This window comes from Microcoleus sp. PH2017_05_CCC_O_A (assembly GCF_020738785.1).
Classification (GTDB): Bacteria; Cyanobacteriota; Cyanobacteriia; order Cyanobacteriales; family Microcoleaceae; genus Microcoleus.
On sequence record NZ_JAEQCB010000059.1, the window covers coordinates 1 to 22,012 of the forward strand.

Annotated in this window: 21 protein-coding genes and 1 pseudogene; 10 read left to right on the forward strand and 12 right to left on the reverse strand. The window is 46.2% G+C overall.

Annotation, left to right across the window (positions count from 1 at the left end; translation table 11 throughout):
• Together JGK20_RS15045 and JGK20_RS15050 are read left to right on the forward strand one after the other, a co-directional pair.
• Positions 1 to 1,450, forward strand: a 1,450-nt coding sequence (locus tag JGK20_RS15045) for a reverse transcriptase domain-containing protein (protein ID WP_293231095.1), incomplete at its 5' end; no start/stop codon positions are given.
• Between the two features lie 91 nt (positions 1,451 to 1,541).
• Positions 1,542 to 1,814, forward strand: a pseudogene (locus JGK20_RS15050) (RNA-guided endonuclease TnpB family protein); the annotation flags it as partial.
• A 29-nt stretch (positions 1,815 to 1,843) separates the two neighbouring features.
• Here JGK20_RS15050 and JGK20_RS15055 read toward each other — a convergent pair.
• The 6 genes from JGK20_RS15055 to JGK20_RS15075 form a co-directional block, all read right to left on the reverse strand.
• A complete protein-coding gene (locus JGK20_RS15055; protein ID WP_293204522.1) occupies positions 1,844 to 3,913 on the reverse strand; it encodes a hypothetical protein in 2,070 nt (689 codons plus the stop codon).
• A gap of 331 nt (positions 3,914 to 4,244) precedes the next feature.
• Positions 4,245 to 5,432 carry a transposase gene (locus JGK20_RS15060; RefSeq protein WP_293175695.1) on the reverse strand — a complete coding sequence of 396 codons (1,188 nt, stop codon included), beginning with the start codon at positions 5,430 to 5,432 and terminating at the stop codon, positions 4,245 to 4,247.
• Positions 5,433 to 5,517: 85 nt separating this feature from the next.
• On the reverse strand, positions 5,518 to 5,847 hold the full coding sequence (locus JGK20_RS34530; RefSeq protein WP_325314819.1) for a hypothetical protein: 330 nt from the start codon (positions 5,845 to 5,847) through the stop codon (positions 5,518 to 5,520).
• Between the two features lie 20 nt (positions 5,848 to 5,867).
• On the reverse strand, positions 5,868 to 6,122 hold the full coding sequence (locus tag JGK20_RS34535; RefSeq protein WP_293175697.1) for a helix-turn-helix domain-containing protein: 255 nt from the start codon (positions 6,120 to 6,122) through the stop codon (positions 5,868 to 5,870).
• A gap of 180 nt (positions 6,123 to 6,302) precedes the next feature.
• Positions 6,303 to 7,202, reverse strand: coding sequence for an Hsp33 family molecular chaperone HslO (hslO, locus tag JGK20_RS15070; protein WP_293189771.1), 900 nt, complete (start codon positions 7,200 to 7,202; stop codon positions 6,303 to 6,305).
• Positions 7,203 to 7,369: 167 nt separating this feature from the next.
• A complete protein-coding gene (locus tag JGK20_RS15075) occupies positions 7,370 to 7,528 on the reverse strand; it encodes a hypothetical protein (RefSeq protein WP_293175701.1) in 159 nt (52 codons plus the stop codon).
• 535 nt (positions 7,529 to 8,063) lie between these two features.
• Here JGK20_RS15075 and JGK20_RS15080 point away from each other — a divergent pair.
• Positions 8,064 to 8,717 (forward strand): Crp/Fnr family transcriptional regulator, encoded by a 654-nt coding sequence (locus JGK20_RS15080; protein ID WP_293175703.1) that lies wholly within the window; start codon positions 8,064 to 8,066, stop codon positions 8,715 to 8,717.
• A gap of 71 nt (positions 8,718 to 8,788) precedes the next feature.
• Positions 8,789 to 9,007, forward strand: a complete 219-nt coding sequence (locus JGK20_RS15085; protein WP_293175705.1) for a hypothetical protein — start codon at positions 8,789 to 8,791, stop codon at positions 9,005 to 9,007.
• 73 nt (positions 9,008 to 9,080) lie between these two features.
• On the opposite strand, the gene JGK20_RS15090 is transcribed toward JGK20_RS15085, so the two are convergent.
• The 4 genes from JGK20_RS15090 to apcA all read right to left on the reverse strand — a co-directional run bounded on the left by JGK20_RS15090 (position 9,081) and on the right by apcA (position 12,412).
• A complete protein-coding gene (locus JGK20_RS15090) occupies positions 9,081 to 10,301 on the reverse strand; it encodes an FtsW/RodA/SpoVE family cell cycle protein (RefSeq protein WP_293175707.1) in 1,221 nt (406 codons plus the stop codon).
• Between the two features lie 439 nt (positions 10,302 to 10,740).
• Complete coding sequence (locus JGK20_RS15095; RefSeq protein WP_006634929.1) at positions 10,741 to 10,944, reverse strand: phycobilisome linker polypeptide; 204 nt, start codon at positions 10,942 to 10,944, stop codon at positions 10,741 to 10,743.
• A 320-nt stretch (positions 10,945 to 11,264) separates the two neighbouring features.
• Complete coding sequence (apcB, locus tag JGK20_RS15100; protein ID WP_293144548.1) at positions 11,265 to 11,750, reverse strand: allophycocyanin subunit beta; 486 nt, start codon at positions 11,748 to 11,750, stop codon at positions 11,265 to 11,267.
• Positions 11,751 to 11,926: 176 nt separating this feature from the next.
• Positions 11,927 to 12,412 (reverse strand): allophycocyanin subunit alpha, encoded by a 486-nt coding sequence (apcA, locus tag JGK20_RS15105; RefSeq protein ID WP_265234273.1) that lies wholly within the window; start codon positions 12,410 to 12,412, stop codon positions 11,927 to 11,929.
• 252 nt (positions 12,413 to 12,664) lie between these two features.
• Here apcA and JGK20_RS15110 point away from each other — a divergent pair, with 252 nt between their 5' ends.
• Complete coding sequence (locus JGK20_RS15110) at positions 12,665 to 12,871, forward strand: hypothetical protein (RefSeq protein WP_293175709.1); 207 nt, start codon at positions 12,665 to 12,667, stop codon at positions 12,869 to 12,871.
• 352 nt (positions 12,872 to 13,223) lie between these two features.
• Positions 13,224 to 14,432: a hypothetical protein gene (locus tag JGK20_RS15115; RefSeq protein ID WP_293175711.1), complete on the forward strand. Its 1,209-nt coding sequence runs from the start codon at positions 13,224 to 13,226 to the stop codon at positions 14,430 to 14,432.
• Between the two features lie 346 nt (positions 14,433 to 14,778).
• On the opposite strand, the gene JGK20_RS15120 is transcribed toward JGK20_RS15115, so the two are convergent.
• Positions 14,779 to 15,363 carry a DUF99 family protein gene (locus JGK20_RS15120; protein ID WP_293175713.1) on the reverse strand — a complete coding sequence of 195 codons (585 nt, stop codon included), beginning with the start codon at positions 15,361 to 15,363 and terminating at the stop codon, positions 14,779 to 14,781.
• Between the two features lie 336 nt (positions 15,364 to 15,699).
• Between JGK20_RS15120 and glpK the strand changes: the two genes are divergently transcribed.
• From glpK to JGK20_RS15140, 4 genes are all read left to right on the forward strand, one after another.
• Entirely contained in the window at positions 15,700 to 17,187 is a 1,488-nt protein-coding gene (gene glpK, locus JGK20_RS15125) for a glycerol kinase GlpK (protein WP_293216944.1), read from the forward strand.
• A gap of 143 nt (positions 17,188 to 17,330) precedes the next feature.
• Entirely contained in the window at positions 17,331 to 17,708 is a 378-nt protein-coding gene (locus JGK20_RS15130) for a c-type cytochrome (protein ID WP_293231098.1), read from the forward strand.
• 51 nt (positions 17,709 to 17,759) lie between these two features.
• The gene (locus JGK20_RS15135; protein WP_293211147.1) at positions 17,760 to 18,260 is read left to right on the forward strand and encodes a DUF3122 domain-containing protein; all 501 of its coding nucleotides are present in this window, start codon (positions 17,760 to 17,762) and stop codon (positions 18,258 to 18,260) included.
• A gap of 191 nt (positions 18,261 to 18,451) precedes the next feature.
• Complete coding sequence (locus JGK20_RS15140; RefSeq protein ID WP_293175722.1) at positions 18,452 to 18,670, forward strand: hypothetical protein; 219 nt, start codon at positions 18,452 to 18,454, stop codon at positions 18,668 to 18,670.
• A 185-nt stretch (positions 18,671 to 18,855) separates the two neighbouring features.
• Here the strand turns inward: JGK20_RS15140 and JGK20_RS15145 are convergent, their stop codons facing one another.
• Positions 18,856 to 21,771, reverse strand: coding sequence for a pentapeptide repeat-containing protein (locus JGK20_RS15145; RefSeq protein ID WP_293231100.1), 2,916 nt, complete (start codon positions 21,769 to 21,771; stop codon positions 18,856 to 18,858).
• Between the last annotated feature and the right edge of the window lie 241 nt (positions 21,772 to 22,012).

Consider the following 22,012-nt stretch of genomic DNA (forward strand, 5'->3'; position numbering starts at 1 on the left):
GCACCAAGTCACTGAGGAGCCGTGTGAAGAGAAATTTTCACGCACGGTTTTGGAGAGCGGCGGCTCTCGTGAGAGGGTCGCCGACTTTAATCGCTCGTGCCAAGATGCTATCGGGGCAATATTTAATGCGATTAGGTATAAGCAAAAATATGTGCTAGATGCGGACATCGCCAAATGCTTCGACAAAATCGACCATGAAGCACTGCTTAAAAAATTAAATACATTCCCGCTTTTGCGCCGCCAAATCAAGGCATGGCTCAGAGCGGGGGTGATGGACGGACAGCAGTTGTTTCCAACACTTGAGGGTACGCCACAGGGTGGAGTTATTTCTCCACTACTGGCTAATATAGCTCTCCACGGGATGGAACATCGAATTAAGGAATTTGCCAAAACCTTGGACATCAAAAAGTCAACAGGAAAAGGGCAAGTAAGCTGGCAACAAAAATGTAAAAGCATATCCTTAATAAGATACGCCGATGACTTCGTAATTCTCCACGAAGATTTAACCGTTGTTCAAAAGTGTAAAGAGATAATCTCTGAATGGCTAAAAGGCATGGGTTTGGAGCTAAAATTCAGTAAAACAAGGATAGCTCACACAATGAGCAGCCATGATGGACAGTCTCCAGGATTTGATTTCCTGGGATTCAAAGTCAGGCAATATCCATCTGGCAAATATACTAGCGGGAAAAATCCCCAAGGTGAACTACTGGGTTTCAGCACAATCATCACCCCAAGCCCGACAAAAGTTAAGATACACCTCAAAGAAATCGCAAGAATAATAGACATCCACAAAGCCAAATCTCAATCAGATTTAATTAAGAGGTTAAATCCTCTAATTATAGGGTGGGCTAATTATTACCGAACGGTTCCAAGTAGCAAAGTCTTCTATAAATTAGACTCACTGGTGTATCAAAAACTCAGAGCTTGGGCAAATCATCGCCATCACAAATCGAAAACATGGGTGTCAAATAAATACTGGCAAACCATAGGCAATGATCACTGGGTATTCGCAATCAGGGAAGAAGGGACTAACCCTCTCCGGTTACGTAAACATGGTCAAATAAAAATCATAGACCATGCCAAAGTTAAAGGCGAATCGTCACCATACGACGGAAACCTGGTGTATTGGAGTATAAGAATGGGAAAACACCCTGAAAGTCCCAAAAGAGTGACAACACTTCTTAAGATTCAAAAGGGTAAATGTTCTCACTGCGGATTACATTTTCGAGACGAAGATGTCATGGAAGTTGACCACAGAATTCCTAAATCGAAAGGTGGAAAGGATTCTTATGACAACTGGGACTTACTTCACAGGCATTGCCACGATATAAAGACTGCTACAGATGGCAGTCGGGGTACAAAATCTAGCTGTAAAAGTGTTAAACCTAAGCCACCTTCACGTACAGAATGGTTCTGGAAAGAGGATATGTTGGTAACGCGGTATGAGTGACAATCACCGAGTCATTGAGGAGCCGTGTGAAGAGAAATTTTCACGCACGGTTTTGGAGAGCGGCGGCTCTCGTGAGGGGGTCGCCGACTTTAATTTTCTGAATTTAGATCCAATTCCTGTCTACGGAAATATTGGATCTCAGGATGTCACATTTAGCGGTTCGCGAATTAAGAGAGGATTGTACAAAACGTCGTTGGGTCGATTGATTAATGCCGATGTTAATGGGTCTTATAATATCTTAAGAAAAGCAATCCCAAATGCTTTTAGCGATGGGATAGGGAGCTGTGTAGCTCAGCCGAGGCGGGTTAATCCGCTCAAAGTGAAAGCGAAAGGGGAGGGACTCAATGCCTCCCATGTCATGTAATAGATGACTATACTTTTACCAGCTATAGCCTAACGGCTCGGAGACCGGCTTGGTGGCTCGGTTTCCGGGGGTTCGGGAGCCACAGTCGGTGACTCAGCAGCCGGAGGATTCAGCGATTCCTCCCAAATTTTGATTTGCGATCGCGCTTGCTCAAAAGCCCGAGAACCGGAGGGAATTTTCTTTAAAGTCGCGATCGCCCCAGCCAGATCCGACGACGATTGTTCCACACCCATCGCCAAAATTCGCTGGCTCCACTCCTCGATCGCCTCACTAGCCTGCCAGCGGAGCGAACTCGTATCGGGTACCTGAAGGGCTAGCGTAATTGCTGCTTGCAAGGAGTCAGCAGTTCCCGCTTGGGCGGCCTGACGGGCGCTCTGCAAGCCTTGCTCGCCCTGCAATTGAGCTTCCCAAGTCCGAATGTTCGATCGAGCTTCCTCATATAGCACCCGTCCCGATCGAATCCGGCGTGCCATCTCAATGGCCTCGGCCAAATTACCCCTAGCCGCTAGTTGCTGAGCTCTCTCCAAAAACGGCTGGTCTTGAAGGCGCTGTCTTCTCTCGATCCAAGCTTGAATTTTGGTTTGAGCTTCCCCGTAAAGCGCTCTTCCTTGGCCGATCCGAGAAGCTTGAGCTACGGCTGCTTCCAGAGAATTTGGATCGCCGGTAGTCGCTAAATCGTTAGCTCTTTGCAGGTAGGGACTGTCTTCTAGCAGTTCGATTTGACGGCTCAAGCGATCGATTTGAGTCCGAGCTTCCTTAGAGCGGGGATTTGATTCCGGGACTGTTTGCAATTGGGCGATCGCAGCCCTCAAGTCCTTGACCCCTCCCGGCGCTGCCAGCCTACTTGCCAAATCCAAAATTTTCACATCAGCCATTTCTTGCTGCCAGCGGCCGACTAAATCTTGAGCTTGTTTGTACAAAGGGCGGCCGTCTTTCAACTTTTGAGCGAGATCGATCGCCTTAGACAAACCATCAACAGAGCCGGTCAAAGCCTGAGCCGTAGCCTGAGCCAACTCGTTAAAATCCTGTACTTGTTCCTTTAAATTTGCAGCCTCTGGAATCTTGTTAGCGATCGAGATCGCCTGCTGCCAATCCCCTGCTTGCAAGCGTTTTTGGGCGATCGCCATCACTTTCTTGCTAAATTCCGCGATCAGCTTATTGGCAGCTTGATACAAATAACTCTTTTGATCGATGCCCTGAGCCAGCTTAATCCCCGTCACCAGATTGTCCAGCCCTCCCTCCGAGGCTGTATTCCTGGCTTTTACCAACTTATTACCCTCAGCCTTTGTCGTCTGAATTACCTTAGTGAGTTCCTCATACTTCGTCGATTCCCAAAAAGTATTTCCCGTATCCAACAGCAGAGTAGCTTGGCGGAAAGCCAGCCCCCACTCTTCCTGACGCAAGTGGTCTTCTGCCGTGCGGTAAAGTTTCTCTGCATCGCTCCATGTTGACTGCCACTTTTCAATCTGCTTTTGCACCGCAGCGTAAGCGGGAACGTCTTGAGGAACCTTGCGGGCGATCGCGATCGCCTCATCCAGCTTTCCTTCTTGGAAACTAGAATTTCCCAACCTGAGAATATCCTGCGACCAGCGATCGATCTGACCGTTAATTCTCGATCGTAGCGGGTGATCTTGGGGCAAAGCATTCACTAATTCGATCGCGCGCAGCAAATCATCCGCCGTCCGCTTGCTGGCTGCTTCTTGAGCGCAAAAAAAGCGATCGTTAGCAGAAGCCGTCGGCCAAAAAATCTTCGAGCAATTCGACTGCGAGGTTAGGTTTAGCAAAGACGAAATTGCCACAAACCCCATACCCACCGACATCAGCAAACTCACCGCCAGCCAAAACTGCCATTTTTTCGACCAGAAGCGCCACAGCCGATAGGGGTCACGTGGCGGTTGCGAGTTTTCTCCAGACTCTTTCGGCTGCTGTTCCAGATGCCCTCCCGGCAGTTTTCCTGAAGTAACCAAATCTCGGATTTCTTTAAGTCGCTCAGCGCGATTTTTCCTGGCTGGAATTGGCACTAGCGAGGAAGTATCCTTTTTTGACTCCAAGGATTCTGATGCAGACCAACGGCCTGGTGTTTTGCGATCTTGACTCATAAATCTCCGCTCACCACAAACAGCAACCAGCCAGTGTTAGTTATTTTAAAACTGCGATCGCTGATATCCACTGCTCTATAGAATGTATCCATCACTTTTACCAGAAAGAATTGGTTTCAAGCCTATCCCTTATGGGGATAATTTAAAAGAAGATTATTCATTACTCCAATCCACTTCCTTCTAGGTAGAGGTCAACTGTCAACTGTCAACTGTCAACTGTCAACTGAATGAAATACTCCTGCAGGCGGAACACTGCAAGAGCCGTAGCTTGCGGGGCCCGACGCCATCGCCCACAACGCCCCAAACAAAATTTCGTGATTAGTTGACATACTCACCGCCCTAAAAGTGCGGTGATTCTTGACGCTTCACAGGGGTCTGCTACCGAAGTAGTCTTACGTCCCCTCTGCGCCCGTTTAGAGTCGTGGCAATGCCCTATCCCGACTTTTTCTATATTTCTCGCAGCATTCAAATCCCTGTCTTGCTGAGTGCCACAATTAAGGCACAACAGCGAACGAATAGAGAGGTCTAATTTGCCCCACTTAAACCCGCAATCTGCACACACCTGACTGGTAGGTTCCCAGCGACTAATTACCCTAAATTCCCTGCCTAGCTGTTCAGATTTAGCCTCACACAGTACCCTAAACTCATACCATCCTTGCTGACTAATGCTAAGCGCAAGTTTGCGATTCTTGACCATGCCAGACACGTTCAAATCTTCTAAAACAATTACTTGGTTTTCGTTAACTATTTTGCTTGACAGTTTGTGCAGGAAGTCTTTGCGCGTGTCTGCAATTTGGTTATGCAGTTTGGCAATTTGAAGCCGGGTTTTATTTCGGCGTTTTGAGTCTTTGAGTTGCCTTGCTAGCTTGCGTTGAAGAGAGCGAATTCTTCGGTCTAGCTGCTTGTAGATTGGGCTTTGAGCTGATGTTCCATCACTCATTACTGCAAAGGTTTTAATGCCCAGATCGATGCCGATGCTGTGGTTTTTGGCTTCGACTAGATCGGGATTAATCTCTACAACAAAGCTTAAGAAATAGCGATTGGCACAGTCTTTGATAACGGTTACAGAACTAGGAACTGACGGCAATTTCCTAGACCAGACTGGATTAACAACTCCAATCTTGGCTAAATAAACCCCATCTCCCTTGATTGAAAACCCCCCGCGAGTTAATCTTGCAGACTGACTGTTTGCGCGCTTTTTGAAATTGGGATAGCCGCTTGAGCGCCCTTTTCTTTGTCCCTTGCAAGACTCAAAGAAGTTTTTAAACGCTGTCTCTAAGTCTGCTATTGACTGTTGTAAGGGGATTGCCGATACTTCACTCAGCCATGCCCTCTTTTCTGTTTGCTTACCCTGAGTGATTATTAGTTTCTGAAGTTCTGCTGATTTGGGTTTCTTTTCAGATTGCTTGCAAAGTGCAAGTGCATCATTCCAGACCACTCGAACACAACCAAATAATTGAGCCAAGCTCTGTTTTTGTTGGTCGGTTGGATAAAATCTGTATTGATACCTTGCTTTCATTTTTTTACTTTTGTTCTTGCTCTATTATACTAGGTTTTGCCAAAAAAGTCAGGAATAATTAAAGCCGTCCTATAAGGACGGGGCTTTAGACCCATTGTCCCGATAGCAATGCTTGAGGAACTTCAACATCACATTGCAAAGTGAGCATGGCATAGTAACCAGATGCTCGCTTCACAATACGAATTTGCTTAACTTCAAACCCCTCTAAAATCGGGCGCGATAGATGTATCTTGACGGGGCCAATCTTAGGCAAATTAACCCAGTCTGCACCCTCAAAACGTTGAACGGATTCTAGGTTTAATTGCGGAAACACAAATGAGCGCATCGGCTTTTTAAACCTAGGAAACCCGTGCCCCCGATCGCACATCGCCACAAACGCTGCCTCTAAGAAAGCGCAACACCTGTTGCAAGACATGGGTATGAGGTAGCTTCAGTTCAGGAATCAACTGCTTTGCCTGGGAAAGCGTTTTGCACGCTCCGCGCAAAGGTTGGACGGGGTGCATCAGCGGGGATAATGTATTCCTGCCGGATGCTGCATGAGTTGACATCACACTTACGGGAGTTCACCCAATCCTTCCGTTCTCGCAATGCAAAGTTGTAGACCTTGCGGCAGATAGTCAGCCACTGGTCGATAGTTTCGCGTTGTGCGTCGGTGGGAATGAGTTTGTATTCGTAGGTGAGATTCAACATTGCACCATTTTACAACCAGCCTGAATAAATAATATTCCGTTTATTCAAATTCCTCGACGTAGAGTTCTAGGCGACTGAAGTCGCCTCCGGCTTATCCCCAAGTCGGTCGCCAGGGGCTTGCTCCTGGTTTTTCGGTCATCCCCAACTCGCACTCAATAGAGCCAATTACACATTATGGTCTCAAGAACCGGAATTCGATCGCAAATCCCCGATCAGTTCGGCAAGTTCCTCGGTGTTAGCCTTGTAAACCTCATTGCAGAAATGGCAAGTAGCCTCAGCCCCGCCATCTTTTTCGATCATGTCTTGAAGTTCGGCTTCACCCAACATTTTCAGAGCTCCCAAAACTCGATCGAACGAACAGCCACAGTGAAAGCGCACCATCTGAGTTTCCGGGAAAATTTCCAGGCCCATATCACCCAGCAACTCTTCCAGAATCTGGTGCAGCGTTTTGCCCGATTGTAGCAACGGCGTAAAGCCCGACAGTGCAGTCACCCTAGATTCTAGAGTTTGCACAAGTTCTTCATCCGTCGCCGCCTTCGGCATAACCTGCAACAGCACGCCCCCAGAAGCTTGCACCCCCGCCGCCCCCACAAACACCCCCAAAACCAGAGCCGAAGGAGTCTGTTCCGAGGTTGCCAAATAGTGAGTCAGATCGTCCCCAATTTCGCCGGAAACCAATTCTACCGTACTTGAGTAAGGGAAGCCGTATCCAGCGTCGCGCACCACATACAAATAGCCGTCACCGATGGCGCCGCCGACATCAAGTTTGCCTTTAGCATTGGGCGGCAATTCCACTGAGGGATTGCTGACATAACCTCGAACCGTGCCATCAAGTCCCGCATCAACCAGAAGTCCGCCTAGGGGCCCATCTCCTTTGATGCGAATGTTGACTCTCGATTCGGGCCGCTTCATGCTGGAAGCGAGTAACAGCCCTGCTGACATTGTGCGTCCGAGGGCTGCTGTAGCGACGTAGGAGAGCTTGTGCCGCCCTCTTGCTTCTTCGGTGAGGCGGGTGGTAATGACGGCTACAGCGCGAATTCCACCATCTGCGGCTGTAGCGCGAATTAATTGATCGGCCATGAAAAACCTGACTTGTCTTTTGATACTGCTGGAACTATTTTAGAAGTTCTTGAAGGTTGTCGCAGCAAATGGTCAGTTCGGAAGGGCGATCGAGCTTCACGACTCCTCAGGGTGCGGGGGCTGCGACGCAATGCCGTTTTATTCTCATCATATAAAAATTGCGTTGCTTAATCAGGGTATGAAAAAAAATAAGTTGAAAATCCCCAAGCTTTGTCGATACTGGTTTCTATGACTGGCATATTTAGCCTTTCATACCGTAAATCAGCAACGCCTGGTTTTTGGCGAATATTCGATCGCGCGGGACATTCCTGCACGCTGTCACGCATTTACCGCTGTTGTTCGCTGGCTCAGATTTGAAGAAGCAGTCACCGAACTTGATGATGTGCAAGTAATTCCCGAAGTCGAAAGCAGATGGCTTTAGATTTTTAGACTGAAGAAATTGCTCAATTAATCACCTTGAAAGTTTAAGAGTATGTGATATCAAATTCGCATTTAACTCAATACGCTTGGTTAGTATTTTTTGGTCGTTGCAAGGAACCATCTTATGAACGTGAGCCGTAGGAAAGCAATCGCAAAGTCTATTTTATACATCGTTATTTTATCTATATTGACAGTCTTAACTGAACCGTATTGGGATTCAAATAATGTTTAAAATTTAAGCTATTGAGCATTTAAATTACATATTCCGACGATACTCTGAGCAATGTCACACTCATAGCTTGAGTAATTGTTGATACAGAATTTGAATGTAGATAAAGCTTATACTCCCGCTAACCTAACGATCACCTAACCTTTACCTGGGTCGGTTAGAGTGAGATCGCTAGGTCTCACACTAATGTTTTTTAGCTGGAAATAACGGATATGCCACCAACATCGAAAGCACTTTTAGCGGAAGTCCAGCATAACACAGGAGCAACTCGAAACTTGCATTTTTATGCAAAGGGCGAAACCATTCCTTTAATGTCCCAAGGCCTTTGGCGCGTCTGTCAAGGTTTAGCACAACTGAGTACCCTTTATCCCACCGGAGAAGAAGGACTTTTGGGTTGGGTGGGGCCTTCGATGTGTTTCGGTTTGTGGTTGACTTCCTTGCAGACTTACCGAGCTACGGCAACATCAGACGTTTATTTGATGTGGTATTCTATGGTGGAAATTGAAGCTTCTCCTCAATTGGCTCACGAGTTGTTGCCTCAAATGGTGCGGCGGCTGCGACAAATGGAATCAATTTTGGCGATCGCCGGACAGCGCCGAGTAGAAGACCGTTTGTATCAACTTCTGCTATTATTGCAACAGGACTTCGGTCAGCCTGTGGTTGAGGGAACTCGTTTGAGCATCCGCTTGACACATCAAGATATTGCTAATACTATTTGCACGACTCGCGTAACGGTAACGCGAATGTTGGGAAAATTGCAGCAGCAAGGGTTAATCAGTCGAGATGGCGATCGGCATTTAATACTTAATAAAGGTGTTTTTGCGTCCACCTCCGATTTGTTTGGCTGCAACCCTCAAGCAGTCTAGAACCGACATCTATCTATTCGCATCTACACTCTACATAAAGTCTTCGAGTATTGGCTATCAAACCCCACTGCATGAGAATTGTTGGTCTCGATATTGCTCCCGCGATCTACAGCAATACCTTTGCAGTCAAAAAAGATATAATTAAACGGTGCATCTACTTAAACAATAAACCAATGGCTAACTCAACTCCAGAAACACCAAAACCAGACAAAAAAGAATTAACTGATATCACAGCTAAACCTCAAGAAAAACAAGAAGAACCGCCAAATAAGGGTGACGGGCGGCAATAGATAAAACGGCGGTTGAAACCGCGTCTATACCGTCTTATTCATGGGCTTGTTTTAGCGGAAATAACTTGACAAATTACTCAGCTTGTGTATTGCCGTTGGTCGATCGCAACTTCGGCTTGGACGGCTGTCCCCGCCGTCCATCCAGAGAAACCACCTCAGCCTCAGAACTCTCCCTAGCCACCCGAATCAGCAACCCCGACAACAACAAACTCGCCACCATCGAAGAACCGCCATAACTAAAAAACGGCAGCGGCAAACCCGTAGTCGGCAAAACCCCCGTCGCCACCCCAATATTCAGCAGCGACTGTCCCACCATCACCACCATCACCCCAATCGCCACCAACTGAGACTCAGCATTCCGCGCCCGCATCGCCACCCTCAAAGCCACAGTAGCGTAAGCCGCCAACATCAGTAACAGCGAGAAACCTCCCACCAAACCAAACTCCTCAGCAAACACAGCAAAAATAAAATCGCTGTACTGAATCGGCAAATAAAATAACTTTTGCTGAGACATCCCCAAACCAACGCCCCAAATCCCGCCAGAACCCACAGCCAGCAGACTTTGAACCAACTGATAACCATCCTGCATCGCATCAGCCCAAGGATTGAGAAAAGACATAATCCGGCGGCGCTGATATTCCTTAAAACTAATACTTAAAACCGCCAACAGCATTCCCCCTATAGCCGTTCCACCCAACTGCAAGTAAGGTAAGCCCGCCGCCAAAGCCACCAACCACAAAGTCATCCCGCACAAAGCCGTGGTACTCAAATTCGGCTGCAATAAAATGCCCAACAGCATCGCGCCGAAAATTAACAGCCAAGTAAACCGAACTTTATTCGTCAATCGAGGCCAGTTGCCGAAAATGCGGGCGCTTTGCAGAACGAAAAACGGTTTAATCAACTCAGAAGGTTGAATAATCGGCACCGGGCCCAGAGATATCCAGCGAGTTGCGCCGTTGACTGTGGTTCCCACTCCCGGAATTAAGGTCAACCAGAGCACTCCCAGCAGCACCAGAATGCCCAACTGAGCTGTTTTCATCAGGTAACGCAGGGGGGAGTAAACCATTAAGTTAAAGCCCGCCAGCCCGATCGCCACTGCGATTAGTTGCCGCTTAAAATAGTAAAGGCCGTCTCCCAATTCGGAATTGGCAATGGGATAGGAAGCTGAAAACAATGCTGTCAGCCCTACAAACAGCCACAAAAAAGTCAGCCACCGCAGCCATCGGGCCTCCGCAGCCCATTGCGACGCGCTGGGGTCAAAAAATGGAATGAAGCGTCGAATATCATTAGTCATTAGTTATGAGTTATGAGTTATGAGTGCGAGCTTAAGAGCTCGCGAACTTTATCATTAGTTAAGCTGTTGTGCATTTGAATTTAATTTGGGGGCGGGCTAGAAGCCCACCCCACAAGAATTTCAAGAAACAAGATTGTAAACATCAGATGCACGCCAGCTTAATTCGCGGTGGTCAAAAACCGGGTTTTTTAGCCAAATATTTGCTTAAAACCCTCAATGTCGATTTAAAAACCCGGTTTATTTGTGGGCGAGTGCATAAGTCTTATCAGCTAATTAGCATTTAAATTGCACGTCAAGAAATAATCAACCTCTTGTGGGGTGGGCTTCTAGCCCGCCTCAAATATCCAATTTTAATGTGGAACAGCCTAGCTAAAATCATAACAAACAAAAAAAGAGGTCGATCGCGACCTCTTCCCCTCTATCAATCCATTCTCGGATTTTAAAGTAAGCCAGTATTAGCTCCGGGCTTACCGGTAGCCAGTTGCACTTTAATAATTCTGCCGCCCATTTTCATAATTCTTTGCTGTTCCCGGAACCAGTTGTCATAGGGAACGAGCTTAGTAAAATAGGTATTTTGCAATTCGCGCTGAGTGCGGATGCGAGTTTGGCTGGGGACGCAAGCAGTCACTTTAAACATTCTCATGGGAAACAAACTCCTGAGTAGGTTTACAGATTTTTAGATGGATTTTAAAAAGATTGAAGTCAGGGAGTTAGGAGTCAAAACTAGCTCGTTAAAACTCGTCGGGCGTTCTCGACTGGCCTTTGACGGTCTAGCAATCACTCTCAATTTCCCTGACTTCTTTCAAAGCTAAAGGTAATAAGTCCAAAGTTAAAAGTTAAAAGTTAAAAGTTAAAAGTTAAGAGTTAAAGGAGGTAAGAAATAAATCTTCTTCCTTCTTCCTTCTTCCTTCTTCCTTCTTCCTTCTTCCTTCTTCCTTCTTCCTTCTTCCTTCTTCCTTAGATTTAGCTCAAGCCAGAGCAGATGTAGTCGAAATAGACGCCCATTTCTTTACCAGCGTCAGAACCGACCAAACCGGCGGTGACTTCTTTCATTGCTTGGATTGCTTGTACGGTAGAACCGATGGGCACGCCCAAGGAGTTGTAGGTTTCTTTCAAACCGTTGAGCACGCGCTCGTCAAGGATGGAAGGGTCGCCAGCTAGCATGGCGTAGGTGGCGTAGCGGAGGTAGTAGTCCAAGTCGCGAATGCAAGCTGCATAACGACGAGTGGTGTACATATTGCCACCGGGACGAGTTACGTCAGAGTACAACAGAGACTTAGCAACTGCTTCTTTGACGATTGTGGCTGCATTGGCGCTGATGGCGGTAGCGGCGCGGACGCGCAGTTCACCAGAAGCGAAGTAGTTCTTGAGCTTGTCTAATGCGCTGCTGTCCAGGTACTTACCTTGAACGTCAGAGGTATTGATAACGGCGGTAATTGCGTCTTGCATGGTTGTCTTGTTTCCTAGAAAGTGGCTGAGTCAGTCCAATTTTGGAGCTAGAATTTTAGATTTGGGATTGGGGATTTGAGATTTACAAGTAGTTGATTATCTGCAAAAGCTTTTGGCTTGTTATCAGTAACCCTCGATTGTTCAATCAAAAATCTATAATCAAAAACCTAAATTCCTTACTGCATCGCACCGATAACGTAGTCGAAGTAAGAGGAAGCTTCGGAAGCATCTTCTCCAGAGAGCAGCGAAGAAGCTGCATTTTTCATAGCGCGGACGCCTTCGGCAACTGCTGCAATCGGGGTTCCGAGAGAGTTGTACATTTCGCGGACGCCGACAATACCGATTTCTTCGATCGGAGTAATGTCGCCAGCTACGATTCCGTAGGTGATCAAACGCAGGTAGTAATCCAAGTCGCGCAAGCAAGTTGCGGTCATTTCTTCGCCGTAAGCGTTGCCGCCGGGAGAAACAACATCAGGGCGCTTTTGGAAAAGTTGGTCGCCGGCTGTTTTGACGATACGTTCGCGGGATTCGCTCAAAATTTGGGCGATGCGGACGCGGCGTTCACCAGAGGTGACGAAGCTCTTGATGCGGTCTAATTCGCCTGGGCTCAGGTAACGAGCTTCAGCGTCTGCGTTGACGATTGATTTGGTGACGATACTCATCTTGTGTGTACCCGCTGGATATTTTGCAATTGCGAACTGCTCCGCGTTGAACTAGCGACGTTCGGGCGCTTTCATCCCGTACCTTTCGCTTCGCTGGTGGCTGGAGCTTTGACGGGGAAGGGTGGACTTTCCACAGCCTGCAACTGCTGAAGTTGTTACCGGGTGTCTGCCTTCGCTGTTTGACGACGCTCGTTCTTCACGCCGGTGCGTTTTTTTGTGGCCGCACTGAGCCTGTCGCTTAGAATACCACAAATGATTGATGCGATCTTTAATCTACGATCGAGATTGCAGCAGATCCGTAAGTGGCGATCGAGTGACTGTTCGGCAGTTAGTCAGGATATTGCTTCTCTAACGCAACTACCTCTCGCAAGTATTTTGAGGCATTATGTTCACATTCTGAGTGTTACCGTAATAGTTTGTAACATTCCTTTTCATTTTTGGGCCCTCGGTGGCGTCTAATTCGTTAAAAATTCAAAGTCAAGAAATCGCTAAAATCTTATATCAGCAAGGATTACAGCCATCGAACCTTCAGCGGCTTGTCCCGAAGGCGACGGCGCGAGGCTAAAAAACTTCTGTGTCAAACAGAGGTGCGGAAGACTGAGGGGTGACAGGTGTCGATCGGAAATGGTGACTTTTAAGCTTGTAGCTAAATTTGACTCTCGTCCAAAAACGGATACAAGTTTCCCACACTCGGACGCGGAGCAACCCAAATTTTAGATTAAGGTGCAATTTTCCAGACTCATCGGTGAAATCTAAAATCCAAAATCTAAAATCCAAAATCGATCGACTCTCACTTTTAACCAGGTGCGCCGTGAAAAGAAATCTATCAGCCCTAAAAAAAGCTTTGCAGTTTGGGATTAGCGGTGCTGTCGGCGGTTTCGCCGGCAATCTCATCACTGAACCTTTCATGCACCATCTCAATGATTCAACATCTGTTTTTGACAGTGTATTGTCCACATCTCGCTGGTTTGGATTGGTAGGCGGCGGAATTGCTACTGCAATTATGTTCGGCTACTATTACTATATCAAAGGCAAGCCCCAAATCAAACAATCTTTAAAAAATGGCGGATTGTTTGGTGTAATTGCGGGGGCTATTTCTGGAGCAATCGCTGAAGGTATTTTTAGCGGGATTGGCGACGGCGAAAATGAACTATTGCGAGTGATTTGCTGGGGAATAGCTGGCGGTTTGTTAGGACTTGGACTTTCTAAACGCATTCCTAATTTAGGAATGCTGCGCGGCGCGGGTGGTGGCGGTGTGGGAGGTCTTTTGGGCGGTTGTTTGTTTATTCTGTTTGCTTATACTTTGTCGGGTACGGCGGGCCGTTTAGCTGGCTGTGGTGCGATCGGCTTTTGGATTGGAATTATGCTAGTTGTGGCCGAAACTTTGTTTAACAAAGCTTGGCTGGTAATTAGTTACGATAGCGGAACCAATCGCACTCTGACTATTGGTGCGGAACCGGTGACTTTTGGTAGCGATGAAAATTTGTCTATTATCTACATTCCTCATGTTTCGCCTTTAGCGATGCGGTTTCAATTGGAAGGGGGTCAAATTGTTTGCGAGAATTTTGATAGCGGGGCGGTGAGTTATTTGCGATCGGGCGACCAAAAGAGAATCGGTAACTGTACAATTACAGTTGGAAACTCTGACTTGCCTACTGCAACTTCCGCTCGGGTTACGCCGACTATTTTATCACAAGCATCGCCAGCCAATGCTTTTGCCAACGGTCAATTTTTGCTGACATTGGGAAGTCGAGTTATCCCTCTGACTGCGGGTACTCAGCTATTCACCTCTGACATCCCGAGTTTAACGGCTACGGCGTCTAGCGGCGTGGTAGCGCTGGTGAATTCTCGATCGCCAAACGAGTTATCCTTAGGATTGATCAATTTGAGCAATCGCTCTTGGTGGGCCACAGACAGTCAAGGCGACATGAAAATGATTGAACCTGAAAGTACCCTAACTTTGGCCTTGGGAATTAAAATCGAATTCGGTGAAATTGAGGGCGAGATTGTCGGAAGCTAAATAATCTTAAATCCGTATCCCCATAGGTTCGTAGTGAGGACTTTAGTCCTCTAAGGATCGCGAATTAAATAATTTACACTCTTAAAAGTGGTATGGGCGTCCCGCCCGTCCTTTATAGACGGGCGGGACGCCCATACCACAATAATTAAAATTGTAAGTTATTTAATTCTCATTCCTAAGAAATGATGCGGACTAAAGTCCTAACTACGAACCTTTTTGTCCTCTAAGAAATGATGCGGACTAAAGTCCTCACTACGAACCTTTTTGTTTTATAATAAATGATGCGGACTAAAGTCCTCACTACGAACCTTTTTTATGGCGGTAAATTAAATTGCCGATAATAAATTCAAGCCGAACTACCGCTAACACCAGTAATCACAGCCGCCCCAATCAAATGAGCCAAACGCAAAGCTTCAGGAACCTTACCAGTATCAGTCAAACGCTGGAGTACCAGTGCAATTACTTCCGGTTGTTCGCCGCACACTTGAAAAAAGAAAGGTTCAAAAGCGTAAATTTTGCCAGCGCGGCGCAACAATTCTAAACGGTATTCCGAATCTGAGAAATGACCGAGGGCTTTTTCAACAGCAGCTAAATCTGGTTGGCGGCGCATGACAGCAACGCAAGGAATTTGCAGCCGCGATGCTAACTTGGGAAGGTCAATAATATTGAAGCCGCCGAAAGCAATTCCGTCCAACAAAACGAGATGCAATTGCGGTAAAAATTTCCCTCCTAGCAGTAGCTGACAAATTACGTCGGTGGCATCTAATCCGTCTGGGAGGACTTGTCCCCAGACCATTCCTTCAAATCTAGTCCCCCCGCAGACCACGCCTGCGATCGACACCAAACTACTGCTGGTACGAGAAAACGGAGCGTCGTCAAAGCCAATAACCTTAATTGTGCGATCGAGTCTGAGCAATTCTGCTAGTTTCAAAGCAGGGACTTCCCTAAACTAAAAATTTTGACATTAATTTGACTTTTACATATTATCATAGACTTTAAAGACTCGAACGCTAATATCAATTTTATATGAAGCTGCTCCTGAATTCGCTCCCACTTTAATTAAGTAGGGTGGTTTTATTATTAGATAGGATATATAAAATATAAAACCACCAAAAGTAGCGCTCAAAGGTCGGCTCGCGTTTGGGGCAAGGCACGTAATTTCGATATTAGCACTCTTGCCTAATATTATAAAGAGCGCCCAAGCACAACTACGTACCTAAACTGTCAACTGTCAACCCTCTCTTCTACTTAAAAAGGTTTTAAACTCTTGTCTCAAAAATACGTAGCAGCAATAGATCAAGGAACCACCAGCACCAGATTTATCATATTCGATCGCCTGGGACAGATAATTTGCAGCAACCAACAAGAACACCAGCAAATCTATCCACAACCGGGATGGGTGGAACACAATCCCGAGGAAATTTGGCGGCGAACCCAAAGCGTAATTAAAAATACCCTGGAAATCGGTAATATCGATGCGAAAGATATTGCAGCCCTCGGCATTACCAACCAGCGCGAGACTGCTATTGTTTGGGATAAGAATACGGGAAAATCCTACGGAAATGCGATTGTTTGGCAAGATACCCGGACTCACCAAATTTGTACTAGCTTAGCAGAAGTTGACGGCAAAGATCGATTTAGATCGCGCTGCGGTTTACCGCTAGCAACTTATTTCAGCGGCCCCAAAATTAAGTGGATGCTGGACAATATCGCTGGATTGCGGGAAGCGGCAATTAAAGGTGATGCGATTTTTGGCAATGTCGATTCTTTTCTAATTTGGCACCTCACCGGCGGCACGCACATTACCGATGTTACCAACGCCAGCCGCACAATGCTGATGGATTTGCAAACCCTCGATTGGGATGCGGAAACTTTGGAAATCATGGGAATTCCCCGCCGGATGTTGCCAGAAATTCGCCCTTCCAGTCAAGTTTTTGGACTTGCAAAAGGATTGCTCGAAAATGTTCCGATTGCTGCTGCTTTGGGCGATCAGCAGGCAGCTTTGGTTGGGCAAACTTGTTTCAGTGTTGGGGAGGCGAAAAATACCTACGGTACGGGCTGTTTTATGCTGCTGAATACTGGTGAGGCGATCGTCCCTTCAAACCACGGATTGCTGACAACAGTCGCCTACAAGATGGGAGAATCGCCCGCTGTGTATGCTTTAGAAGGCAGTATTGCGATCGCCGGAGCATTAGTCCAGTGGCTGCGCGACAACTTGGGCATCATCAACACATCTGCGGAAGTAGAAACATTAGCAAATACCGTCGAAGATAGTGGCGGAGTTTACATTGTACCTGCTTTTTCTGGACTCTACGCGCCCTATTGGCAAGACAGCGCGCGGGGAGTAATTGCAGGTTTAACTCGCTACGCAACTAAGGCACATATTGCGCGCGCAGTATTGGAAGCGACAGCTTGGCAAACGCGGGAAGTATTGGATGCGATGAATCAGGATTCTGGGGTGCAGCTTTTATCTTTAAAAGTAGACGGTGGAATGGTGGGAAATCACACGCTAATGCAGTTTCAGAGCGATGTTTTGGGAGTGCCTGTGGTGCGGCCTGTGGTAGCGGAAACTACTGCACTAGGTGCGGCTTATGCGGCTGGTTTGGCGGTGGGTTTTTGGAGCCAACTAGCCGAATTGCGGGATAATTGGGCGGTGGATTGTATTTGGGAACCCCAAATGTCGATCGCACTTCGGGAGCAAAAATATCGGTTTTGGAAAAAAGCAGTTACCCGCACCTTCGACTGGGAAGAATGAATATATAGCCTTTCGGGCGGGCTAGAAGCCCTACCCACAAATAGAATAAAAATTAACTCTTTGTGGAACAGGCATCTTGCCTGTTCCGGTTATGGATTTAGTGCTATCATCAAATCTAGCAGTAATTAGAAAATTGCAAATAAATGATTTCGCCAAATAACTTAAAAAAAATTCTCACCCTCATCCTATTAATACTGACACTGGCATTTGCAGAAATTGCCACTAATTCCCAAAGTGCGATCGCAGATACAGCGACAACTCCGCCAACCGCAACCGCCCCCGAAGTCTTCAGCACCAACTGTGCAGGCTGTCACATCAACGGTAGCAACATTATCAGGCGCGGCAAAAACTTGAAACAAAAAGCCTTAAAAAAATACGGCATGGATTCCATCGCCAATATTTCCAACCTAGTAACCAACGGTAAAGGTATTATGCCCGGTTACAAAGATCGTTTATCGGAACAACAAATTATTGATGTTTCAGCTTACGTGTTATCTCAAGCCGAAACTGATTGGAAATAAGAAGGACTAAAGTCCTCACTACGAACCGAACCTTCGTTGGAAGTATTAAATATGAAAAAAAATGATTTTTGGCGCCAGATTATAACTATTATTAGCTTGTGCTTGTATCTAATCCTAGCTATTAGCCCGCCCGCCTTCGCCTCAATTCACAAATATCCAGAAAGAGCAGACAGAGTAATGTTCCGCTCCGTACAAAGCCTGCGCGACACTCATGATAGAGCATGGCAAGTGGTTTTGTATAAGCGAGTACAGTCGGGATTGGTAAACTCCTTTAACCTGAGATTAGTAGGATTTCCCGGCACAGAATTGCAGCATCCTGTAGCGCTAACTGTTGCTGCGGGCGATCGCGAAATTGGTAAAGCCAAGGATATTTGGAGCGAGTCGGATTTGCCGATCAATGTCGGAGAATATGATTTTAAATCAATAATTATACAACTGGAAAGCAATCAACCTTTAAGGTTGAGTTTGCCTGTGAAAGGTGAAAAAGAAACTGGGTTGCTGGTTCCTCCTTTTGGTGTCAGAGAATGGCGACTGTTGTTAAATACCAAGTAAATATACTTGTTTTATCCGGTCTAAAGTTAAAATTCCTAGAGTTGTGTGTATCAAAAGCTACTACCCTCAAGTACGCCTTAAGGTAGATTTAACCGTATTTCAAGGTAATTTTGAAACAAACTCAATGTAGAGTTGGTCAAGTGATAAAACTCCATTGTTTATAACGTGCGTGTCTTCAGGGTGAAATTACTATGAGTTTAATCAGTACAATTGTCCGAAAAGCTTTGGAAACGGGTTATTTAACGGTTGAGGCCGAGGAACTGTTGCGCCAGCAGTTGCAGATGACTAAGTACGGTTTAGAAGATTTTGAGGCTTTTATTACCTTGCAAACTGAGGTGATGGAAGGTAGGGTAAGACAGCAGGCTTTGGAATTATTGCGATCGAATAACTGTTCTGCTGCTGTGGCTTGAGTTAAGGGCGATCGCGCTTTTGGGTAGATCGCGCTTTTGGATAGAATTAAGTGCGATCGATCTTCGTATATCAATAAGCCTTTTAGGGGCGGGCAAGATGTCCACCCCACAAGAAAATCCACTCTTTGTGGAACAGGCATCTTGCCTGTTCATAAAAATGATCCGCCAAGCCTTGAAAAATGTTTCTACTGCATTCCTAGCTGTTGCTTTAACCCTTCTGGCACATTAACGGTTATATCTAAACCTCGAATATTCTCCCACTTGGTATTTTCATCCCATTGGATATCTCCAAAAGTGCAATTGGTGAGGTTTGCGTGGCTGAGGTTTACCTCGCTAAGATTTGCGCGACTAAAGTTTACCTCGCTAAGATTTGCGCGACTGAAGTTTACCTCGGTGAGATTTGCCTCGATAAGGTCTAGGCCACTTAGGTTTGCACCAATGAAGTTTACCCCACTGAGTTCTGCGCCACGGAAATTTGCGTCGTGGAGGTTTGCGCGGCTGAGGTTTGCGTCGCTGAGGTCTGCGTCGCTGAAGTTTACCCCACTGAGGTTTGCGCCGATAAGGTTTGCGCCGATGAGGTTTGCACCACTGAAGTTTACCCCACTGAGGTTTGCGTGCCAGAAGTCTGCACCGACGAGGTTTGCGCCGCTGAGGTTTGCACCGCTGAAAAATATTTCAACAATTTGGAGAAAGCCAGAATCCCCAACACAACAGCTATAAGCGATGAGACGCAACAACCGACTTGCATCGTCGAGTTTACCTTCAGTATTAGGTTTCCCACAGGGATAAAACACCATTGTGTCTTTCAATTCATCTCTCTGCTGACCGTAACGGTGCAACTCCAACAGCAAAATCATCACATTCAAACCAGCGTAAATATCTATTTGTCGCTGCCCTAATTCTTGAGTTTTCAATTGTCCTCGCAGCAGCCGCAGCTTCTTTTGAGGCAAACTTTCCGGCGGCGCATCACTAAATTCCCCCTCGCACCACCGCAGATAAAAATCTTCCAAACGCTCGAATAACTCCACAGGGCGAAACGGACTTTCCTCCCCTGCAACAGCCGGAGTTGTTAGCAACCCCATCAAATATTCCACAATCTCTTCCGTCAGCGCTCCATAACCCAACAAATCATAAATCTCCCAGTCCATATCAGAGTCTTTAGTATTAAATCCTCTACCTTTCTTTCCCGGTTCCGTCCACTCTTCCAGACTTTCTTTCAATCGTTCTGCACACAGAAATTCACCAAAACTCTTGTGTACAAACTCCACAGAACCGTCTTTACTGCCTTGCTGAAGATAAAAAACCGCCAAAGCATTTCTCAGGGGATTATCGCCAATCTGTTTTTGTGCTTCTTCAAGTAAAGTTTTAACCGAGTTGTCTGATTTCAATCGTTCCTCAATCATCGCTACATGAGCGGATTCCACTCCCGACTGCACCACGCACAACCCTGCTTCTGTCAGGATGCGCCGCAAATCCTCTGTTTCCAATTCTGTCAAATCGCGATTGAGCAATTTAGACCGCTGTTCAGTGAGTACCCAATTCACCGCTTGATTGTAAATCAAAATTTTTGCTTGAGTGCTGTTAGTTCCTTGAAAATTTTCAACTTTCAAGATTCCATCCCGGTGCATCGCTGCTAACAGATAAAGCAATAGCGGTTCTCGCGCCAAGTCTGATTTCACCTGTTCAGGACAGCATTCATCTTCCAAAAACTGCTGAAAAGCTGAGGTTTTTGCAGCCCCAAATTGCACTTCCCATTTCCTCAACCACTGTTTCTGTAGTTCGTCATCCATCACCTGAATTTGGACTCGCTCCAAGTTGTCTGGCATTTGCCTTTCAATCCCTTGCAAAGCTAAAGTTCTGCCAGTAATCAAAACTCGGTGTCCCATTTCCGAACTCTGCTGACAATCACGCTGAAATTGCCCTACTTGCTTGAGAAATTGCTCTAAGCCTCCGCTGTTTCTCCCTTCCATCAGCAACTCGTCAAAGCCATCTAAGAAAAACAAATATCGCGTATTTCTATCCGTCAACCAGCCATTATCGCTAGTAAAACCCGCATTAACCGCATCTTTAAGCGTTTGCAGAAAACTATTTTGCAATTTGGGAATATCTCGCAATCGAATTAACACCGGAGTCCAAATTGGAAATAAATGTTGTCGTACCCAGTCAGCAAACATCCGACAAAAAACGCTTTTCCCGCGTCCTGGTCCAGCTTCGACGAACATCACCATATCTTGTTTCTGTTCATCCTCAAGCAATTGCTTTGCCCAAGTTTCTAAATCGAAAGCTGCTGCATCATTTATGGGCTTGCCATTTTTATCGATCGGCTTTGCCTTCAGCGGTACGTAGATATCCTTAAATGTAAACTCTTCAGCAAATACTTTTTCTTTTGGCTTATCGGCAATCTGCTCTTCCAGGTATTCGTCAATACTTTGATATTTCTGCTGTTCCTCCCGCCATTCGCTGAAAGAAGGCTGTCCGAGATGTTTCATAGCATCGCCGGAAACTGCCCAAGCTTCGATTAAATAACGGTGAGTATTAGCAGCAACTCTCTTTGTCAAAATCTTAGCTTGACTGCCTTCTAGTCCGGCTTGTTCCAGCCGCTGTGACAGCACTGCGTTAAATTCCTGAGCTAACATCGAATCGCGGAAGCAAATCACAGTTTCTTTAGCTGCTTTATCGCTCAATTCCAAATCCGCCAGTTTCTTAAGCAACTGTTTGACTTTATCAGAAACTGGAGTTTGCCCGATGCGATTTAACAAGCTTGCGTCTTGTTCAATAAATCCCTTAAAACTTTCGAGATAAGCCGCCTGACTGACGAGGAAAATGCACTCAGCTAAAGTCGGCTGCTCTTGAGTTTTTTCCATGAAAAATACTAGCAGTTTCGCCGCCATCCCGACAAATGGCAATCCAGTTCCCACAACTTGAGCTAAGGGAGAGTTCAAAACTTCTAGCAGCAAATTGCTATTATCTAGCCCTTGTTCTTTGAACATTTTCGCCAATTCTGCGGCTGCTTTTCCTGCTTCTCCGATTCCCTCGGCTGCTTCGGCGGAACACAGTTCTTTAATATCAGTAGTTAAGAGTTTAAATATGCGATTTGCCATTTTTACCCGCCGCGCTTTAGAATAGAGAGTCTGAGAAATTCTACATTCAACTCTCTAAACATTCCGTAAATAAATAAAATAGGACTTATGCACAGGTGGTCAGAAACCGGGTTTTTGCCCTTGATGTCGGCTGTAACGAAGGATCTCCGAAAAAACCCGGTTTCTTTGGTTTTGATGCGTAAGTCCCAAATCAGAAAATATCAAGTGCGTTTTAACTTGACAAAAATACCCGAATCAGCAA

Coding starts and splice junctions, on each gene's coding strand:
- JGK20_RS15085 (WP_293175705.1), top strand. CDS start 8,789: ATGAGAATTGTTGGTCTCGATATTGCTCCCGCGATCTACAGCAATACC.
- JGK20_RS15140 (WP_293175722.1), top strand. CDS start 18,452: ATGAGTTTAATCAGTACAATTGTCCGAAAAGCTTTGGAAACGGGTTAT.
- JGK20_RS15130 (WP_293231098.1), top strand. CDS start 17,331: ATGATTTCGCCAAATAACTTAAAAAAAATTCTCACCCTCATCCTATTA.
- apcB (WP_293144548.1), bottom strand. CDS start 11,750: ATGCAAGACGCAATTACCGCCGTTATCAATACCTCTGACGTTCAAGGT.
- apcA (WP_265234273.1), bottom strand. CDS start 12,412: ATGAGTATCGTCACCAAATCAATCGTCAACGCAGACGCTGAAGCTCGT.
- JGK20_RS34535 (WP_293175697.1), bottom strand. CDS start 6,122: ATGTTGAATCTCACCTACGAATACAAACTCATTCCCACCGACGCACAA.
- JGK20_RS15110 (WP_293175709.1), top strand. CDS start 12,665: ATGATTGATGCGATCTTTAATCTACGATCGAGATTGCAGCAGATCCGT.
- JGK20_RS15060 (WP_293175695.1), bottom strand. CDS start 5,432: ATGAAAGCAAGGTATCAATACAGATTTTATCCAACCGACCAACAAAAA.
- JGK20_RS15090 (WP_293175707.1), bottom strand. CDS start 10,301: ATGACTAATGATATTCGACGCTTCATTCCATTTTTTGACCCCAGCGCG.
- hslO (WP_293189771.1), bottom strand. CDS start 7,202: ATGGCCGATCAATTAATTCGCGCTACAGCCGCAGATGGTGGAATTCGC.
- JGK20_RS15080 (WP_293175703.1), top strand. CDS start 8,064: ATGCCACCAACATCGAAAGCACTTTTAGCGGAAGTCCAGCATAACACA.
- JGK20_RS34530 (WP_325314819.1), bottom strand. CDS start 5,847: ATGTCTTGCAACAGGTGTTGCGCTTTCTTAGAGGCAGCGTTTGTGGCG.
- JGK20_RS15075 (WP_293175701.1), bottom strand. CDS start 7,528: ATGCGTGACAGCGTGCAGGAATGTCCCGCGCGATCGAATATTCGCCAA.
- JGK20_RS15095 (WP_006634929.1), bottom strand. CDS start 10,944: ATGAGAATGTTTAAAGTGACTGCTTGCGTCCCCAGCCAAACTCGCATC.
- JGK20_RS15135 (WP_293211147.1), top strand. CDS start 17,760: ATGAAAAAAAATGATTTTTGGCGCCAGATTATAACTATTATTAGCTTG.
- JGK20_RS15055 (WP_293204522.1), bottom strand. CDS start 3,913: ATGAGTCAAGATCGCAAAACACCAGGCCGTTGGTCTGCATCAGAATCC.
- JGK20_RS15145 (WP_293231100.1), bottom strand. CDS start 21,771: ATGGCAAATCGCATATTTAAACTCTTAACTACTGATATTAAAGAACTG.